17 protein-coding genes are annotated in these 18,937 nt (G+C 66.6%); 6 read left to right on the top strand and 11 right to left on the bottom strand.

The window, feature by feature from the left end:
• Positions 1-786, top strand: coding sequence for an enoyl-CoA hydratase/isomerase family protein (locus G6N42_RS28565; protein WP_163736036.1), 786 nt, complete (start codon positions 1-3; stop codon positions 784-786).
• Here G6N42_RS28565 and G6N42_RS28560 read toward each other — a convergent pair.
• Genes G6N42_RS28560 through G6N42_RS31515 form a run of 3 tightly spaced genes read right to left on the bottom strand, consistent with a single transcriptional unit; the run spans position 755 to position 2,800 of the window.
• Positions 755-1,525, bottom strand: coding sequence for an SDR family NAD(P)-dependent oxidoreductase (locus G6N42_RS28560; RefSeq protein WP_163736033.1), 771 nt, complete (start codon positions 1,523-1,525; stop codon positions 755-757). The two genes, G6N42_RS28565 and G6N42_RS28560, sit on opposite strands and share 32 nt — an antisense overlap.
• A gap of 4 nt (positions 1,526-1,529) precedes the next feature.
• Entirely contained in the window at positions 1,530-2,426 is an 897-nt protein-coding gene (locus tag G6N42_RS28555; protein WP_163736029.1) for an NAD(P)H-binding protein, read from the bottom strand.
• A 29-nt stretch (positions 2,427-2,455) separates the two neighbouring features.
• Positions 2,456-2,800, bottom strand: a complete 345-nt coding sequence (locus G6N42_RS31515; RefSeq protein WP_163736026.1) for an RNA-binding protein — start codon at positions 2,798-2,800, stop codon at positions 2,456-2,458.
• A gap of 552 nt (positions 2,801-3,352) precedes the next feature.
• Between G6N42_RS31515 and G6N42_RS28545 the strand changes: the two genes are divergently transcribed.
• A complete protein-coding gene (locus G6N42_RS28545; protein ID WP_163736022.1) occupies positions 3,353-5,209 on the top strand; it encodes a glycoside hydrolase family 2 protein in 1,857 nt (618 codons plus the stop codon).
• On the opposite strand, the gene G6N42_RS28540 is transcribed toward G6N42_RS28545, so the two are convergent.
• From G6N42_RS28540 to G6N42_RS28530, 3 genes are read right to left on the bottom strand one after another with little or no spacing between them, the layout of a single operon-like run.
• Entirely contained in the window at positions 5,201-6,061 is an 861-nt protein-coding gene (locus G6N42_RS28540) for a pseudouridine synthase (protein ID WP_163736019.1), read from the bottom strand. The genes G6N42_RS28545 and G6N42_RS28540 overlap by 9 nt on opposite strands.
• Positions 6,058-7,797, bottom strand: coding sequence for a glycerol-3-phosphate dehydrogenase/oxidase (locus G6N42_RS28535; protein WP_163736016.1), 1,740 nt, complete (start codon positions 7,795-7,797; stop codon positions 6,058-6,060). The genes G6N42_RS28540 and G6N42_RS28535 overlap by 4 nt, the downstream gene beginning before the upstream one ends.
• Before the next feature lie 56 nt (positions 7,798-7,853).
• Entirely contained in the window at positions 7,854-9,296 is a 1,443-nt protein-coding gene (locus G6N42_RS28530) for an NAD(P)H-quinone dehydrogenase (protein WP_163736013.1), read from the bottom strand.
• Between the two features lie 79 nt (positions 9,297-9,375).
• Here G6N42_RS28530 and G6N42_RS28525 point away from each other — a divergent pair, with 79 nt between their 5' ends.
• On the top strand, positions 9,376-9,849 hold the full coding sequence (locus G6N42_RS28525; protein WP_163736009.1) for a gamma-glutamylcyclotransferase family protein: 474 nt from the start codon (positions 9,376-9,378) through the stop codon (positions 9,847-9,849).
• Positions 9,850-9,940: 91 nt separating this feature from the next.
• On the opposite strand, the gene G6N42_RS28520 is transcribed toward G6N42_RS28525, so the two are convergent.
• The 3 genes from G6N42_RS28520 to G6N42_RS28510 form a co-directional block, all read right to left on the bottom strand.
• Positions 9,941-10,828, bottom strand: coding sequence for a type IV toxin-antitoxin system AbiEi family antitoxin domain-containing protein (locus tag G6N42_RS28520; RefSeq protein WP_163736006.1), 888 nt, complete (start codon positions 10,826-10,828; stop codon positions 9,941-9,943).
• A gap of 189 nt (positions 10,829-11,017) precedes the next feature.
• On the bottom strand, positions 11,018-12,187 hold the full coding sequence (locus G6N42_RS28515; protein ID WP_163736003.1) for a M20 family metallopeptidase: 1,170 nt from the start codon (positions 12,185-12,187) through the stop codon (positions 11,018-11,020).
• Complete coding sequence (locus tag G6N42_RS28510; protein WP_163736000.1) at positions 12,184-13,365, bottom strand: M20 family metallopeptidase; 1,182 nt, start codon at positions 13,363-13,365, stop codon at positions 12,184-12,186. The genes G6N42_RS28515 and G6N42_RS28510 overlap by 4 nt, the downstream gene beginning before the upstream one ends.
• A 56-nt stretch (positions 13,366-13,421) precedes the next feature.
• Here G6N42_RS28510 and G6N42_RS28505 point away from each other — a divergent pair, with 56 nt between their 5' ends.
• Positions 13,422-14,216, top strand: a complete 795-nt coding sequence (locus tag G6N42_RS28505) for a purine-nucleoside phosphorylase (protein WP_163735997.1) — start codon at positions 13,422-13,424, stop codon at positions 14,214-14,216.
• Here the strand turns inward: G6N42_RS28505 and G6N42_RS28500 are convergent.
• Positions 14,162-15,280: an AbrB family transcriptional regulator gene (locus G6N42_RS28500; protein ID WP_174262187.1), complete on the bottom strand. Its 1,119-nt coding sequence runs from the start codon at positions 15,278-15,280 to the stop codon at positions 14,162-14,164. The two genes, G6N42_RS28505 and G6N42_RS28500, sit on opposite strands and share 55 nt — an antisense overlap.
• Positions 15,281-15,368: 88 nt before the next feature.
• Between G6N42_RS28500 and G6N42_RS28495 the strand changes: the two genes are divergently transcribed.
• Together G6N42_RS28495 and G6N42_RS28490 are read left to right on the top strand one after the other, a co-directional pair.
• A complete protein-coding gene (locus G6N42_RS28495; RefSeq protein WP_163735993.1) occupies positions 15,369-15,833 on the top strand; it encodes a MarR family winged helix-turn-helix transcriptional regulator in 465 nt (154 codons plus the stop codon).
• Entirely contained in the window at positions 15,830-17,470 is a 1,641-nt protein-coding gene (locus G6N42_RS28490; RefSeq protein ID WP_163735989.1) for a phospho-sugar mutase, read from the top strand. The genes G6N42_RS28495 and G6N42_RS28490 overlap by 4 nt, the downstream gene beginning before the upstream one ends.
• 13 nt (positions 17,471-17,483) lie before the next feature.
• On the opposite strand, the gene G6N42_RS28485 is transcribed toward G6N42_RS28490, so the two are convergent.
• Positions 17,484-18,362 (bottom strand): FAD-binding protein, encoded by an 879-nt coding sequence (locus tag G6N42_RS28485; protein WP_232076403.1) that lies wholly within the window; start codon positions 18,360-18,362, stop codon positions 17,484-17,486.
• Between the last annotated feature and the right edge of the window lie 575 nt (positions 18,363-18,937).

Below are 18,937 nucleotides of genomic sequence, written 5' to 3'. Positions count from 1 at the left end.
ATGCCCCATCTCGAATTGACCTACCCCAGGCCCGACATCGCCGTCCTCACGCTGAACCGGCCGGAGAAGCTCAACGCTCTGTCCTACGAGTTGGTCGAGGACCTGCACACCGCCCTCGACGGGATCCGGGCGAACAACGACCTGCGCGTCGTCGTGCTGACCGGCGCCGGACGCGGGTTCTGCTCGGGCCTGGATTTGACCGACCCGAATCCCAACAAGGCCGGCGGAGGGACCGAGTTCCCGCGGTCCGGAATGCGATGGCAGGAAAGAATTGCCGACCTCACCGCGAAGATCCATCGCCTTCGGCAGCCGGTGATCGCAGCGGTCAACGGGGCGGCCTACGGCGGCGGCATGGGAATTGCACTGGCCTGCGATATCCGGATCGCCTCCGAATCCGCGCGGTTCTGCACGCAATTCATCAAGCTCGGCCTCGGCGGCTGCGACATCGGCGTCAGCTACACGCTGCCGCGGATAGTCGGGGCCGGCCCGGCGTTCGACCTGATCCTGACCGCGCGTGCGGTCGACGCCCAGGAGGCACTGCGGCTCGGTTTGGTGTCTCGCATCTCCGCGGACGGCTCAGTGCTCGATGACGCCCTGGCCATCGCCGAAACACTGTGTGGCTACGGCAAATTCGGCGTGGAGTCGACCAAGCAGGTGTTGTGGGCCAACCTGGACGCGTCAAGCCTCGAGGCGGCGTTACACCTGGAGAATCGCAGCCAGATCCTGGCGTCGACGGGCGGGGTGATGGCAGACGCTACCGAGGCGTTCCGCCACCGTCAGCGATGATCACCGTTCCGGTCAGGTAGCTCCCCGCGTCGGTCGCCAACAACAATGCGGCGCCGACCATCTCATCCGGTTTGGCAAGACGCTTCATCAGGTTGCTGTTGGCCATGCGGGCGATCGCCTCTGGCGGGTTGTTTCGCATCATGTCGGTGTCGACGGGCCCCGGTGCGATGGCATTCACCCGGATACCGGCCGAGGCGTACTCGGCGGCCATCGATCGGGTGAAGGACATCAACGCCGCCTTGTTCGACGAATAGATGGCTGTTCCCGGCGCGAAGTTGAACGCCCCTGTGGAGATCATGTTCACCACGGAAGCGTGTGAGCTGGCCTTCAGGTGCGGCAGGGCCGCCTGCACGAGAAGCACCGGTCCGCGGAGGTTCACCTCGTGCGACTTCGCCAGCGCATCGGCGGTCATCTCTCCGAGGGGCTGCGCCAGCGCGTTCGCGGCGTTGTTCACCAGGACGTCGATACCGCCGAACGCGTCGACTGTCTTGTCCACAAGGGCCTCGAGTGCGCCGACGTCTCCGAGGTGGGTAGGGACTCCGATGGCCTCACCACCGAGTCCGCGCAGGTGCTGTGCAGCCTGCTCACACGCGTCGGGCTTGCGGCTGGCGACCACCACCCGCGCACCCGCCAGGACAAAACCCTCGGCCAGGGCCAACCCGATGCCGCGAGTGCCGCCCGTGACGATGACGGTGCGATCGGTCAGGTCGAACAAGCGGTCGAACGCTGCGCGGTCCACGAAGTCAGTCAAACAGATCGCGATGAGTCGCTACATATTGCGCGACGGATTGCGCGGGTCGACCGATGATGCGCTCGACGTCGTCGGTGGAGCGGTTGTAGCGGTCCTCACGATGCAACCGTGCCATCGTCTCAATGTGGTGTCGCACATGGTCTGGCAGCGGCACCGAGTCCAACTGGCGGCGCTCGTCATCGGGTGTGAGATTCTCGGCGACGACCGGCCGACCGAGTGCGAGCGCGAACTGGGCCGCCAGACCGTCGATGTCGAGCGCCTCCGGGCCGGTCAGTCCGTACACCGCACCGATGCGATCCGCGGGCTCGAGCAGTATCGCCGCGACGACGGCAGCGACGTCCGCTGCCGCGATCGGTGACGTGCGACCAGCACCGAACGGCAACGCGAGCACCCCACGGTCCCTCACCGATTGTGCGCCCAGCATCGAGAAAAGTGGATTCTGCAGGAAAACCGTTGGGCGTACGTGGATTACCGGAAGGCCGGACCAATTGAGCACATGTTCTGCCAGCCAGTGCAAACGCTGGTGCTCCGATTCTGAAGTGCTGGTCAACGTCATCTGCGACACCGTCATCTGCGACATGTTGACCAGCGCATCGAGGTGCCCGCGCTCCATCGCCACCGCGCACACCTCAGCGGTCGCCAACAGGTAGTCCGCCGACACGCTCATGTTGAAGAACATCCGGCGAACACCTGCCAGCGCATCCAGGATGTCGGGGGCGCGCGTGAGATCGCCGACGACGACGTCGGCTCCCAACGCCCGAAGTTGTTGCGCCCGTTCGTCATCGCGGTGCACCATGGCGCGCACGCGCTCACCACTGCCTACTAACAACTCGACCACGGTGCGGCTGACGCTGCCGACCCCGCCGCCGGCGCCGGTGATCAGATACATCGAATCAACCGGGCTGAGGCGAGCTCACGCTAGATGCAACCACTGACGCTGACGCGTCGGCCCACGCTGGCGCAGACATCGACGTTCGGCGCCACCGGTGCGTAGTAGGGCGGCGGCGGTGGGGGTGGCGGTGGCGGGGGCGGAGGTGGAGGCGGAGGTGCGCCCGGCGGAGGCGGCGGCGGGGGCGGTGGTGGGGGCGGCGGAGGCGGGGGAAGTGCGTCATTGAGATAGGCCAACGGGTCGCTGCAGCCGGTCACGTCGACGAACCTGCCGCCGACGGATCCGCACAGTGTGGCATCGGCGGTGGGCGTGCCCACATTCACCAAACCGCCCACGAACAGCACCGCCGCGGCACAGAGCAATGTCTTGCGCACGTTCGCTCCTCTGAAACGGGCGCCGATAGGACGGCGCGCAAGAAATTGTCGCACCCGCACGCGCATCACGACCGGAAAGACCAGGGCGAGTTGACGGACAGGTGGATCGGCATCGGCCGAAAGTGTCACCCACCCGCCGCCACCCGTTTGCTGTGTGATATACGTCGCAACTGTTCACCGGCCCGCATCAGCGTCAGCCGGCCGGCAGGACCGCATGGCGGTTCGCTGAGAGCCGGGATCCACTCTTGGCGACCTTCGCAACTCGGATACCCGTCGACAATGCCCAGCTAGATAGCTTTTCCAGGCCTTATCGTCACGCCCCACACGCAGGATCGCGTCGGCATCGTGAACGCCTGCGTCACAGGATTCTTCGGAAATTGCCAGGCTCCCCCACTTCCGTCGGCGACCACTTCCCGCTATGTTTGCTGCGACGCATCGGTGTGCCGGGGGACCTTCGAGGTAGGCGCCGCACGTCAGGTCCTGATTCATTCGATCCTGGGGGATGTTCATGCCTGCTCGCGCCACCGGTCGTACCCGCCCGGCACCCACGCGATGACAAGGATTCGACTCGTCCGCATCACTTTGATTGTGGCGGTCGTACTGCTGGGCAGCCTCACGATCGCGACCACTCCGGCCCATGCGGCCGACGTCTGGCAGCCTAAGACGCCGCCGTTGTCGACGAGGTGGACCGGCTTGGTCGGGCCGAACAACGCGCTGCCCGAATATCCGCGCCCGCAACTCGCGCGGGAGAAATGGTTGAACCTCAACGGTTTGTGGGGTTACACCGGCAGGCCCGCCAAGGCCGGGGCGACCGCGCCGCCGCCGGAACGCGACTACCGCGAGCAGATCCTGGTGCCGTTTCCGACGGAGTCCGCGCTGTCGGGGATACAGCGCCACGACGATCAAATGTGGTACCGCAAGGTGTTTGAGATCCCTCGGGACTGGGACAACCAGCATGTGCTGCTTCACTTCGGCGCCGTCGACCAGATCGCCACTGTCTGGGTGAACAACAAGCAGGTGGCGCGTCACGAGGGTGGCTATACGGAGTTCAGCGCGGACGTCACCAGCGCGCTGCGCCCATCGGGACCGCAGGAGCTGACCGTGCGCGTCGAGGACCGCAACGAAAGGGGCGGCTTCGCCGTCGGCAAGCAGCGGTACAACCCCGCCGGACTGTTCTACACCGGAGCGTCGGGCATCTGGCAGACGGTGTGGATGGAGCCGGTGCCGGCCGCGCATATCGAGAAGCTCGACATCACGACGGATCTGACCAGTTTCACTGTGACGCCGCGCGTTTCGGGCGCGGGCGATCAGCGCGCCGAAGTCGTCGTCTCCAAACCCGGCGGCGAGGTCGTCGCGCGTGCGTCGGGAAAGCCGGGTGCCACACTGCGCCTTTTGGTGCCGTCCCCGCATCTGTGGACGCCCGAAGATCCGTACCTCTATGATCTTACGGCGCGGCTGGTGACCCGGTCGGGCAAGGTGGTCGACGAGGTGTCCAGCTACGGCGGCCTGCGCACGATCAGCACGATGAAGGACGCGCAGGGCCGAGCGCGGATGGCGCTGAACGGCAAGATCACGTTCCTGCACGGTCCGCTGGATCAGGGCTACTGGCCCGACGGGATCTACACCGCACCCACCGACGATGCGCTCAGGTTCGACCTCGAGCAGATCAAGGCGCTCGGCATGAACTTCGTCCGCAAGCACGCCAAGGTCGAACCCGCGCGGTGGTACTACTGGACCGACAAGCTGGGACTGCTGGTGTGGCAGGACATGCCGTCGCTGGACGTGTCGCTCGACATCCCGACGGGGCCGGCACCGACTCCGCGTCGGGACGCCCAGGCGCACTTCGAAAACGAGCTGTCCGAGATGGTCCATCAGCTGAGCAGTGTCACGTCGATCGTCGGCTGGGTGCCATTCAACGAGGGCTGGGGCGAGTACGACACGGCCAGGATCGCCAGGGCGGTGAAGGCCGTGGACCGCACCCGGATGGTGGTCCCGAACAGCGGGGCGAACTGCTGTAAGTCGCGCGGTGACAGCCGGACCGGCGACATCTTCGATGACCACACCTACGTGGGTCCGGGTCGGCCGATGGTGCGCGACGGCAGGGTGACCGTGAACGGCGAGTACGGGGGCCTGGGCCTGATCGAAGAGGCCAACCGGTGGCCCGGTCCGCCAATGGCCTACGAGATGACCGACAGCAAGGAACGACTGACCCAGCGCTATGTAGAGGTCAGCCTGGACGTCGAGCGGGTCATTCGCGAGATCGGCTTGTCAGGCGCGATCTACACGCAGACAACGGATGTCGAAAACGAGGTCAACGGCTACCTGACCTATGACCGGCAGATCATGAAGGTCGATCTGCCGGTGGTCGCGGGGCGCAACCGCGCGGTGATCGCCGCGGGTTCACGCTAGCGATCGTCGACTGACGAACACCCGCCGCTCACCGGAGAGCGGATCGTCGAACTCAAGCGTGTGGGCCAGCAGTTGCAGGGGCGTGGAGAAGTCGTCGGGCGCCACGTCAACCACCTCGGGGTACCACGGGTCACCGTCGATTGGCAGCCCCAGCGACGCCATGTGCACTCGTAACTGATGCGTGCGTCCGGTTCGCGGCGTCAACCGGTACAGGCCCTCGCCGAGATGTTCGATCCGTGTCTCAGCGTTCGGTTCTCCAGGCTCCTCGACCGCCTGTAACTGCCCACGGCGCTTGACGATCCGGCTGCGCAGCACCGTGGGCAGTGCGGCGTCCGGATCGACATCGGCGCGCGCCAGGTACGTCTTGTCGACGAGCCCCCGCGCGAACATCGTTTGATACGTACCGCGCACCTCGCGCCGCACCGTGAACAACAGCACGCCCGCCGTCAGCCGGTCCAATCGGTGCGCCGGCGACAGCTCGGGTAGGTCGAGTTCACGCCGCAAGCGCACCGTGGCGGTCTGCGCGACGTGCCTACCCCGCGGCATCGTCGCCAGGAAGTGCGGTTTGTCGACCACGACGATGTCCTCGTCGCGATACAGGATCGGTATGTCGAACGGCACCGGAATCTCTTCGCGCAGTTCACGATACAGATAGACGAAGGCACCGGGCGGCAGAACCGTTCCCACCCCGACGACGCTGCCGTCAGCGCACACCACCTCGCCCGCAAGCACTTTGGCCGCGGCACCCTCCCCAAACCGCGAGGCCAACTCGACGAGCACCGATCCGCCCCGCAACCGCACCCGTGCCGGGCCCAGTCCGTCGCGGACCGGCAACGGTGCGGGACGCCTCAATTGAGCGGTACCGGTTCGAGGATCTCGGCACGCGCCTCCGGCGCGGCGGCCCGCAGCGCGTCGGCGGACTCATCGTCGGGTTCCTGCTGGCTGCGCACCTCGGCCTCGACACGCGCCAGGTAAGTCGTCACCTCACGGTCGATGTCCTCGTCACTCCAACCCAGCACGGGCGCAACCACTTCGGCGACTTCGCGCGCACAGTCCACGCCGCGGTGCGGGTACTCGATCGAGATGCGCATCCGCCGCGCCAGGATGTCCTCCAGATGCAGCGCTCCTTCGGCCGCGGCCGCGTACCACGCCTCCACCTTCAGATACACCGGCGCCTCGGTGATCGGGGTGAGCAGGTCGGGGCGGCCCTCAGCCATCTGCAGTACCTCACCGATCAGCGAGCCGTACCGGTCGAGCAGATGCCGCACCCGATAGGGATGCAACTTGTAATGCACCCCGACGTGTTCGGTCTGGTTGATGAGCGCGAAGTAACCGTCGGCGCCCATCAGCGGCACCTTTTCGGTGATCGACGGCGCCACCCGGGCCGGAACGTATTCGGCCGCAGCGTCGATGGCATCGGCGGCCATCACCCGGTAGGTCGTGTACTTGCCGCCGGCGATCGCCACCAGGCCGGGCGCGGGAACCGCCACCGCATGCTCACGCGAGAGTTTGGACGTCTCCTCGCTCTCACCTGCCAGCAGCGGACGCAGACCGGCGTACACGCCGTCGATGTCGTCATGTGTCAACGGCGTCGCGAGCACGGTGTTGACGGTCTCGAGGATGTAGTCAATGTCCGCCTTGGTCGCCGCCGGATGGGCCAGGTCCAGGTTCCAGTCGGTGTCGGTGGTGCCGATGATCCAGTGCGTGCCCCACGGAATGACGAACAGCACCGACTGCTCGGTGCGCAGAATGATCGCCACCTCGCTCACGATGCGGTCGCGCGGAACGACGATGTGCACGCCCTTGGACGCCCGCACCCGAAATCGCCCGCGCTGCTTCGACAACGCCTGGATCTCGTCGGTCCACACGCCGGTGGCGTTGACGACGACGTGTCCGCGCACCTCAGTCACACGGCCATTTTCGGAGTCACGCACCTCGACGCCGACGACCCGGTCGCCCTCGCGCAGCAGCGCCACGACCTGCGTCGAGGTACGCACCACCGCTCCGTAGTGCGCCGCGGTGCGCGCGACGGTCATGGTGTGGCGCGCGTCGTCGACCACGGTGTCGTAGTAGCGAATACCGCCGATGAGCGACGACCGCTTCAGCCCGGGCGCCAACCGCAGTGCGCCGGATTTCGTCAGATGTTTTTGCGCCGGAACGGATTTCGCGCCACCCAACTGGTCATAGAGGAAGATCCCCGCCGCGATATAGGGCCGCTCCCACACCCGATTGGTCAGCGGGAACAGAAACGGCAGCGGCTTGACGAGATGCGGCGCCAGCGTGGTGAGCGAGAGCTCACGTTCGTGCAGCGCCTCGCGAACCAGCCCGAACTCCAGCTGCTCGAGGTAGCGCAGGCCGCCGTGGAACATCTTCGACGAGCGACTCGACGTGCCGGACGCGAAGTCGCGCGCCTCCACCAGGGCCACCTTGAGGCCGCGCGTCGCCGCATCCAGGGCGGCACCCGCGCCGACCACCCCACCACCGACGACGACGACGTCGAACTGCTCGCTGCCGAGGCGCTCCCAGGCCTCTGCGCGCTGCTCCGGACTCAGCAGTGTCTGCCCGTTCGCGGGGATCGGGTCGCTCACTGAAATGGCTCCTAGTTACTGGTCGGTACGTTCGCCCTGTCCCAGGTTACGTGGACTCAGTCCAGATCGTCGTGTGCCATCAGTCTGCGTGCGGCCTCGATGATCGATCCCGACAGCGAGGGGTACACCGAAAGCGTCTGCGCCAGGTCGGTGACGGTGAGGTTGTTCTGCACCGCCAGGGCGATGGGCAGGATCAGCTCGGAGGCGATCGGGGCGACGACGACGCCGCCGATGACCACCCCGGTCGCCGGGCGGCAGAAGATCTTCACGAAGCCCAGACGCAGCAGCGACATCTTGGCTCTGGCGTTGGTGTTGAGCGGCAGCATCAGCGTGCGCGCAGGCACACTGCCGCTGTCGATGGCCGTCTGCGGCACCCCGACCGCGGCGATCTCGGGCCTGGTGAACACCGCCGCGGAGACGGTGCGAAGCCGGATCGGCGTCACGCCCTCGCCCAACGCGTGGTACATCGCGATGCGTCCTTGCATGGCGGCCACCGAGGCCAGCGGCAGAAGACCGGTGCAGTCGCCCGCGGCGTAGATCCCCGACGCCGACGTCCGCGACACCCGGTCGACCTTCAAATAGTTGCCCGAATCCAGCTCGATACCGACGTTCTCCAGCCCCAGGCCCGAGGTGTTAGGCACCGAACCTACCGTCATCAGCGCGTGGCTGCCCTCGACGGTTCTGCCGTCGGCCATCGTGACCAGCACGCCGTCTTCTGCTTTTTGTCCTCCTCGCGTGCGGGAAGTCCGAGTCACCGAGTCGGCGCGGGCGTTCTTGACCAGCTTCACGCCGCGATCGGCGAACGCTTCCTCGAGCACGGCGGCCGCGTCGCGGTCCTCGTGCGGCAGGATCTGGTCGCGGCTGGCGACCACGGTGACCTGCACGCCGAGTTCGGTGTAGGCGTTGCAGAACTCGGCGCCGGTGACGCCGGACCCGACGATGATCAGATGCTCGGGCAGTTCGGTGAGGTCGTAGAGCTGGCGCCAGTTCAGGATCCGCTCACCGTCGGGCTTCGCGTTCGGCAGTACCCGCGGGCTGGCCCCCGTCGCGATCAGCACCACGTCGGCTTTGAGGGTGCCGACCCGGCCGCCTGCCGTGGTGACCTTGACCCGGTGATGGGCCATGCCCGAGGTGTCGTCGACCAGCTCGCCGCGTCCGTGGACGACGGTGACACCCTCGCGCAGCAGCTGATGACCGATGTCGGCGGATTGCGACTTCGCCAGCGTCTTGACGCGGTTGTGGATCTGGTCGAGCGAGATCTTGGCGTCCTCGATCGCGATGTCGAACCCGAGGCCCGAGGCGCGACGCAGCTCGGTGCGGACGCCAGTGGAGGCGATGAACGTCTTGGACGGGACACAGTCCCAGAGCACGCAGGCACCGCCGATTCCGTCGGCGTCGACCACGGTGACCTCGGCTACCTCGGGTCCGCGGGCGGCGGCCACCAGTGCGGCCTCGTAGCCGGCGGGGCCGCCGCCGATGATGACGATGCGCGTTGTCACGGGCTCAACGCTAGCCAAGCCGACCGTTGATCGCCCAGCCTGTCGGCGAAGCCGGCACGGTAAGCCTTAGAGTTTCCTGGTGCCGCTCTACGCCGCTTACGGATCCAACATGCATCCAGAGCAGATGTTGGAGCGGGCGCCTCATTCGCCGATGGCCGGAACCGGGTGGCTGCACGGCTGGCGGTTGACGTTCGGCGGCGAGGACATCGGCTGGGAGGGCGCGCTGGCCACCGTCGTCGAGGATCCCACGTCGAGCGTGTTCGTCGTGCTCTACGACATGACCAAGGACGACGAGCAGAACCTCGATCGCTGGGAGGGCTCAGAGCTCGGGATCCACAAGAAAATCCGATGTCGCGTGCATCGCACCGCGTCAGACACCAGCTTCGAGCCGGTGCTCGCGTGGCTGTACGTGGTCGACGCGTGGGAGGGCGGCCTGCCCTCGGCGCGCTATATCGGCGTCATGGCCGATGCCGCTGAAATTGCCGGTGCGCCAGAGGAATACGTGCACAGTCTGCGCACCCGCCCGGCCCGCAATATCGGGCCGGGTACCTAGCCGGCCGGTTTCCGCGTGGGCCCACACGTGAGTAGGGGATGACCGTGTCTGTACGCCGACACGCCGCAATTTGCGTGCATTCAGCGGTCCCTCACGCGGCCTCAGCGCGCCGCAACTGCGCGTAGATACGAGCCACGAACTCCTTGCTGCGATAGCGGACGTCCTCAAAGACGATCGCGATGACCGTCCAACCGGCGTCCAGCAGCGCCGCTGTGCGCCTACGATCGCGGCGCATGGCATCGGGCCCGCTGTGCCAATCGAGACCGTCGTATTCGACGGCAACTCGCTGCTCCGGCCACGCGAAATCGACGCGTCTGAGCTCGCCGTTTCCGTCGATGATCTCGTATTGCAGCTCGGGAATGGGCAGGCCACCGATGATCATCGCCAACCGCGCCTCGCTCTCCATGGGCGACTCCGCGCGCCCGTCAGCCAGCGGGATCAGGTCCCGGACGGCAACGATGCCTCGGCGCCCTGCCTGTTCAATCGCTGCTCGCCACATTTCTGGTCGCGCGCACGTACCGCTGCGCAGCGCGGCATCCAGCGTCGCCAAGGCACGCGGCCGCCACAGTGAGCGCGCCACATCGACCGCCGTCCAGGCGGGGGCCGTCGCCGGACGGCCGTCAACCACGTTCAGCGGCGCACCGTCACGACGATGCACCACCAGTCCATCGGCCGATCGCAGGTGCGAATTCGGCGGACTGAGCACATGAAGGTCGGCCGGCGCTTCGGTGTCGAAGCCGTACATCGCCGCGGCGGTGCCGAGACAGGCGGCGACCGTGGTTCCGCAGGACAGATCGAGTCCGCGTAGGCGCAGACCGTCGTCCGGTTCACCGAGACAATAGATGCCCTGCCAAATTCGCTCCAGGACACCGGAATCCACTGCAGACTCGAATGCACGCCTGGTCATGTACGTCAGGATCTGACGGCTCGTCGCTACGCCTCGTTGCCTATCGAACAGCAGCTGAAGTTCTGGATCCATGGGTCAACAGCATCGGATAGCGCACGCTCGAGCAGCAGGGCCTGGCGACCATCTGTGGATGGGTCGAGATTTGTGGACAGTGACAGGAGACGAGCGGCCCCGAAATGTACGCGGTTACCGGCGTGTCGGCGTACTGGGCCCACCGCTTGCGAGGGGAACACGGCCGCTCGCGGGGAGAGGGGACACCACCTAGAACTGCGCCGCTTGGTCGACGACGTTGACCAAGAACCGCACCCCGACTGCCATCGCGCGTTCGTCGAGGTCGAATGTCGGCTGGTGCAGATCCAACTGCGGCCCGCGACCCGACCACACCCCCAGCCTCGCCATCGCGCCGGGCACTTCCTCGAGATACCAGGAGAAGTCCTCACCGCCACCGGACTGGCGGGTGTCGCACAGCACGTCGGGACCGATCGCCTCGATCGCATGGGTGACGATGCGTGTCGAGATCTCCTCGTTGACCACCGGCGGCACCCCCCGCCGATACTGCACGCTGTGGTCGATGTTCAGCGGCGCCAAAAGCGATGTAATCGCCTCGTGCACAATATCTTCCAGCGTTTCCCAGGTATCCCGGCTTGCCGTGCGGATGGTGCCCGCCAAGGTGCCCGTCTGCGGAATCGCGTTGGCCGCGGTGCCCGAATTGACCGCACCCCACACCATCACCGTGCTGTTGCGCGGATCTATTCGCCGGGACAGGATCCCCGGGACGCCCGTGATCAGGGTGCCGATTCCGTAGACCAGGTCCCCGGTCAGATGCGGTCGCGATGTGTGCCCGCCGGGCGAGTGCAGCGTCACCTCGAGCTGATCGGCGGCCGAGGTGATCGGACCGGGCCGAACCGCGACCTTGCCGACGGCCAGCCGCGGATCGCAGTGCAGCGCGAAGATACGCGACACCCCCGACAACGCTCCCGCCGCAATGGCGTCGATCGCGCCGCCCGGCATCAGCTCCTCGGCGGCCTGGAAGATCAACCGCACGCCGACGGGTAGTTCCGGCACCGACGCCAGAGCCAGGGCGGTGCCCAACAAGATCGAGGTGTGCGCATCGTGTCCGCAGGCGTGGGTGACGTTGGGAACCACCGACGCGTACGGAGCGCCGGTGCGCTCGGCCATCGGCAGCGCGTCCATATCGGCGCGTAACGCAATCCTGGGTCCATGCTCGGGTCCGAAGTCACACGTCAGACCCGTGCCGCCGGGCAGCACCTTCGGGTTGAGGCCCGCGTCGGCCAGATGCGAGGCGACGAACTGGGTGGTGGCGAACTCCTGACGCCCCAACTCGGGGTGGGCGTGCATGTGGCGGCGCCATGCGACCAGGTCCGGGTAGTGGGCGTCGAGCCAGGTTTCGGTTGCGTCCTGCAGACTCATGCCGCTCGCCTCGCCTTCAGGTCCAGCACGCGATCTCGTTCGGCCGCTGTCTCGGCGAGCCTGACCACCGTACGAGCCAGCATGATCGCGCCCTCGACCACCGCCGTGTCCGCGCCGGGGCCTGCTGCCGCCGCCGCGAACGCCGGTTGGTGCACCGACGCACCGCCCGCGTCGATCCCAACGATCGGATGGATACCGGGCATCACCTGGGTGACATTGCCCATGTCGGTGCTGCCCAGCGGGAACGCCGCTTCGACCTCGGCCGGCACCGGCGTGCGGCCCACCCGCACCATCTCGTCGCGGAAGGTGTCGGCGAGCCAGGAATCGGGGTCCAGCTCGTCGTAGGGGGGCTCGGTCTCGGCCACCGTGTAGTCACAGCCCGTCGCGACGGCACCCGCGAGGAAGCAGTCGGACATCCGCTGCTCGAGTTCACGCAGCGAGGCGGCATCGTTGGCCCGCATTGTGTACTGCATCTGGGCGTGGCCCGGAATGATGTTGGTGGCCTGTCCGCCATCGGTGACGATGCCGTGCATCATCTGGCCGGGCGCGAGCTGTTGACGCAGCAGCCCTATCGCGACCTGCGAGACGGTGATCGCGTCGACGGCGTTGATGCCCAGGTACGGCGCCACGGCGGCGTGCGATTCTCGCCCGCGGTAGTCGACCGCGACCTGAGAAAGCGCCAGCGAACGCGCGGCCGCGATGTCCAGCGGACCGGGGTGCAGCATCACGGTGGCGACGATGTCGTCGAATGCTCCCGCGTTGAGCAGCAAGACTTTTCCACCGCCGGCCTCCTCGGCGGGAGTCCCGAGCAGCGCCACCGTCAACCCGAGCTCGTCAGCCACCTCGGCCAGCGCCAGCGCCGTGCCGACCGCCGATGCGGCAATGATGTTGTGGCCGCAGGCATGTCCGATGCCGGGCAGCGCGTCGTACTCGGCGCAGATCCCGATGACCAACGGCCCACTGCCGTAGTCGGCCCTGAAGGCGGTGTCCAGACCGCCGAGCCCCTTCGTGATCTCGAAACCGAAGTCGGCAACCAGCGCCTGCGTCTTCGCGCAGCTGCGGTGTTCGGCGAACGCGAGTTCCGGTTCGGCATGAATCGAGTGCGACAGCTCGACCAGATCACCGCGGCGTCGGTTGACGGCGTCCTCGACGCAACTCGACGCGGTGGCTCTGGGCATCCTCGCAGTATCTCACTGCACCGATGAATGCCGATTCGACGGTTAAGCTGCCCACCGTGACGACGCCGGATGCGGTTGCCGCCGAGTCGGCGGCACAGATCCGCGCGCGCACCGGCGTCAACCAGCACGACGTCGCGATTGTCTTGGGTTCGGGCTGGGCGCCCGCGGTCGACGAACTCGGCGATCCGGTCGCGGTGGTACCGGTCGCCGAGTTGACCGGATTCACTCCACCCACCGCCGAGGGGCACGGCGGCCAGATGCTGTCGCTGCGCGTCGGCGACCGTCGGGTGCTGGTGTTCGTCGGCAGAATCCACGCCTACGAAGGCCACGAACTGCGCCATGTTGTCCATCCCGTGCGCGCGGCGTGTGCGGCCGGTGCGCGCACGATCGTGCTGACCAATGCGGCGGGCAGCCTGCGTGAGGATTTCGCCGTCGGACAACCGGTGCTGATCAGCGACCACCTCAATCTGACGGGCCGGTCACCGCTGGTCGGCGCGCATTTCGTCGACCTGGTCGACGCCTATTCCCCCAGGCTGCGCGCCGTCGCCCGCGAGATCGACCCAACGCTCGCCGAGGGCGTCTATGCCGGTTTGAACGGACCCCAGTACGAGACGCCGGCCGAGATCCGGATGCTGCGCACGCTTGGGGCGGACCTCGTCGGGATGTCGACCGTGCACGAGACCGTCGCTGCGCGCGCCGCCGGCGCACAGGTGCTGGCGGTGTCGCTGGTGACCAACCTCGCGGCGGGTATGACGGGTCAGCCGCTGAGCCACGGCGAGGTGTTGGAGGCGGGCCGTCAGTCCGCGACGCTGATGGGCTCCCTGCTCGCCGGGGTCATCGCCCGGCTCTGACGCGTGAGCCGGGATTTCAGCCACACCATGCTGCGGGCCAACAGCGGCGCGGCGAACAGCATCAGCAGGATCCGCACCACCTGCGCGGCGATGATGAACGTGACGTTGGATCCCGTCTCGACGGCGGTGGCCAATACGGCGTAGACGCCTCCGGGACTGGTGGCCAGATAGCCCTCGAGGGGGGTGAGTCCTGCGAAGTGCGCCAACACGACGCCCAGCCCGGCCGTCGCGACGCTGAGCACGACGATGAGGCCGATGGCCGTCGGCAGTATGCGTCCCACCGCGCGCATCGACTCGCGGGTGAAGGCCAGCCCGGCCTGCCACCCGATCAACGCATAGCCCAGCTGCACCAGCACCATCGGCACCGACAAGCCGAAGTCCAGGCCGGTCACCTCGAGGAGCACCGTCAGCGCCAGCGGCCCCAGCAGCCCCGCGCCGGGCACCCGGATCAGCTTGCCGACGGTGGCGCCGACCAGGACGAGTGCGATGAGCATGCCGAGGCTCAGATACCAAGGAGCGGAGTCGGATTGGGTCATGGCGGCGCCGGGATGCGACCTGTCGGCGTGATACACCAGCGTCACCACCACGGGCATCGACGCGGTCACCAACGCCACGCGCAGGTATTGCACCACCGACACGACGCGGTCGTCACCGCCGAGCTCACGGGCGATCGCGACCAGTCCGGACGCGCCGCCGGCCACGAGCGCCAGTGACCCCGTCAGTGGAGTGACGTCGCGGTGCAACGACAGCAGCGCACCACACACGACGCTGAGCAACAGAGTGGCGACCGCTACGGCGATGACGATCGGCCAGTGCGGACCGAGCGCGTGAACGGCGTCCTGGTCGACCATCGTGCCGATGTACACGCCGAGTACGCCCTGCGCAGCGATGCCAGCCGGACGGGGTACCCGGGTGGGGGCCAGGGACGAAAGCGCCAATGCGATGCCGACGGCAAGCGCGGCGAACAGCGCTGCCGACGGCACCCCAACCAGGGTCAGCGGATAGGTGACAGCGACGGTCACCGCTACCAGCAGCGACCATCTGAGCAATGTTCTTATCACCATTGATTACAAATATCCTCTTACTAAGTCTACGACGCAACTTGCGATTACTGTCATGGACTACCGATAATTACCAAGGTATAACTTGTATATGGACGACTCTGAGCCCGCACGCAGATCTGCCGCCACCGAGCTGCGGGAATCGATCGTCGCCGTCAATCAGCAGATGCGCCGACACCGCCCGGATCACGGGCTGACGCTCAGCCAGATGCAGCTGCTCGCAGAGGTGAGCCGCGCCGGCGTGACCACCCCGGCCGAGCTCGGCGTCCGGCTGGGCGTCCGGGTGCAGTCGCTGACGGACAGCATCAACGCGCTGGAGAGCCGCGAGCTGATCGCGCGCAGACCCGATGAGGTCGATCGCCGCCGCCAACTCACCGAGATCACCCCCGCAGGCGCCGAACTACTCGAAGCCGATCGCGCCGAGCGCGACGCGTGGCTCCAAGCGACCATGCGCGACAATCTCTCGGAGCTCGAGTTCGACCTGGTGATGCTCGTGGCGCCGGTGCTGCGCAAGCTCGCATATGCCGACTCCAAAGTGGGCACACTGAACGAATGACAGCGCGAGAGTGGACCTCGACCGCCGCACAGGAGTGGATCGCACACGATCCCGACCCGAGCACCGTCGCCGAACTTCTCGAATGCACCGAGGCCGATCTCGACGAGCGGTTCGCGCATCCCCTGACGTTCGGGACCGCCGGACTGCGCGGGCCCTTGCGCGGAGGACCGAACGGGATGAACCTCGCGGTTGTGCTGCGCGCCACCTGGGCCCTCGCCAAGGTGCTCACCGACCGCGGCCTGCAGGGCCACGAAGTCGTGGTCGGCCGCGACGCCAGGCACGGCTCTGACGACTTCGCCCTCGCCGCCGCTGAAGTGCTTGCCGCTCACGGATTTTCCCCGCAATTGATGTTCACCGCGGTGCCCACTCCGATCGTCGCGTTCGCTGTCCGGCACGGCGGTGCGGTCGCGGGCATCCAGATCACGGCGTCACACAATCCCCCGACCGACAACGGCTACAAGGTCTACCTCGACGACGGGTTCCCCATCGTGCCGCCGGTCGACCGGGAGATCGAGCAGGCAATGGCCGACGCCCCGCACGCGGACCAGATTCGCCGGCAGGCGGTCACCCCCTCGGGCGTCGACGTCGTTCAGCGCTATGTCGAACGCGCGGCCCAGGTGCGACACACCCACGGATCGGTACGAGTAGCGCTCACGCCGTTGCACGGTGTCGGCGGGGAATTCGTGCTCGACGCGCTGGTTCGTGCCGGCTTCGACGACGTACACGTCGTCGACAGTCAGTTCGCCCCCGATCCGAACTTCCCCACGGTGGCGCTACCCAACCCCGAAGAACCGGGCGCCGTGGACGCTCTGCTGAAACTGGCCGCCGACAGCGACGCCGACATCGCGGTCGCGCTTGATCCCGATGCGGACCGATGCGCGGTCGGCGTACCCACACCCGATGGTTGGCGGATGCTCACCGGCGACGAAACTGGTTGGTTGCTAGGCGATTACATCCTCTCCCAGATCGAACCCGGCCCCGTCATGGCGGCCACTGTGGTGGCGAATTCGGTGGTGTCGTCGCGAATGCTCGCGGCCATCGCCGCCAGGCACGGCGCATGTCATGTGGAGACGTTGACCGGGTTCAAATGGCTGGCACGCGCCGACCTCGACCTGCCGGCCTCCACGCTGGTCTACGCGTACGAAGAGGCGATCGGGCACTGCGTCGATCCCGCGTCCGTACGCGACAAGGACGGCATCAGCGCTGCGGTGCTGATATGTGATCTGGTGGTCGCACTCCAGCGTCGGGGTCACACGGTGCTCGATGCGCTCGATGAGTTGGCTCGCCGCCACGGTGTGCACACCACGACCACGGTATCGCAGCAAGTCGCGAATTCCGTTGAGGCCGACGCGATGATGGACCGGCTGCGCACGGCGCCACCGGATGTACTCGCAGGGTTCGACGTGACGCTGACCGATCTCCGGCATGCGACCGGGCCGCTGCGCACCGACGCGGTGGTCTTTTCGGGCGAGGATGGACCGACCACGATCCGAGTGGTCGTGCGGCCGTCGGGAACAGAGCCGAAAGTAAAGTGCTACATCGAAGTTCGGTGCGGCGACGTCCACGATCTTGGTGCGGCGCGCTCACGCGCCGAGGCGCTGGCCGCACAGCTGCGGCATGAGGCGCAGCGGTGGTGAACCGCTCGTCAGGTCACGCCAGCTGACCCTGCGGTGCGCAGAGACTCATGCTCTCGGCAGTGGTCAGCAGTTCCAACCGGGCGAACCGACTCGCGCTCCTGCTCACCAGGGACAGCCTGCCCTCGCGCAGCACCGACGCCGGGTGCATGGCGAGCAGATCATCAGAGACCGAGTTGCCGGTGCCGAGCAGCACGCCATGGCGGGCCCGCACGTGGCGGACGCCGTCGGGTGTGTCGACCATGGCCCCGACGGGCTGGCCGTCGTTGAAGATCAGTTGCTGAATCGCGCTGGAACCGTGGATCTTTACGCCGCGCTCTTTGGCCACATCCCGCAGCCAATGGCGCAGGGTCAGCCCGGACCGCCGAGCCGAAGGAATGTCCGCGACGACGCTGGCCAGGATCGACGTGCCGTCCTGCAGTCGCATTTCGGACATCGACAACGCTGACAACCTGCTGAACACCAGACCGAACGGCGAGTTCAGGCAGTCGCGCGCCCAGTCCGCCAACGCGTGTCCATAGAACGGTGGCACCGGCGCCCGCCGGTCGGTGGCGGCTTCTCCGAAAGATCGCACGGCAGCGGTTGGCAGCTGGCCGGTGGCGTGGGTTCGGCGCGCCGGACCGAGCTCGTCTGTCAGCTCTCGGAGGTAGGCGGTGGTGGGTCCATCAAACTCGTTGGCGCCCCAGTACTTCTGCAGCTGCGCGGCCCAGGACTCCTCAGCTTCGGCGAGGGACCCGATCTGCGGTGTCCGTCGACGCGGTTCGGCCACGAAAACAGACTGGCCGGCGTCGGCGGCGGCGATGCCGGCGGCCAGGCAAGCGCTGCCCGATCCGATGCAGACGATGTCGACGAGTTCGCTGTTGAACATGGTCATGAGCTCTATCCGGGCACTCACGGCACGACCGCGACGCTGTCGACCACGACGCCGGCGCCCTGTGCAAAATCGACGCATCTGCACACTTTCAGCAACGCATTCCCCTACAGATTTAGTCACTAGCTGGCTACGCCGTTACCGCATCTCGTTTCTGAACAGAAACTGCGAGTCAGACAAATTCATTGCTATGCGCGGAGGCTAACACTTAGCCAGTCTTGTCGCACTGCGCTGTGACGAACTCAACTCGACCGCCCGGACGCCGTGGGTGACACACCTCGGCACCTCACGCGCGGACCAAGGTTAGCCCGGCCAGGAAATCGATGCAATACCGATGCGTCGGGAAAGCCGCGCGGCAATCTCTTATTTACGTGCAAGAATATTGCCATTGGTTACTGGCAGTTTCGATTTATCGCCGCTTGATCGCGTGCCATCGCCGAAGCCGATGTTAGCCACGGCCAAGCAGTACGCCTGTCACGCAAACATTGCTTCATACCGTGTCCAGCATGACGCAGCTACCGTAAGAGACGTCATAACGGATTTTTAGCAAAGCGAAATGGCACAAAATTCGAGATGCCGCAGTGCTGGGTCAGAATTCC

The organism is Mycobacterium gallinarum (genome assembly GCF_010726765.1).
Taxonomy (GTDB): Bacteria; Actinomycetota; Actinomycetes; order Mycobacteriales; family Mycobacteriaceae; genus Mycobacterium; species Mycobacterium gallinarum.
Note: the sequence above shows the minus strand (reverse complement) of the source record. Positions and strands in the feature narration are given on the sequence as shown.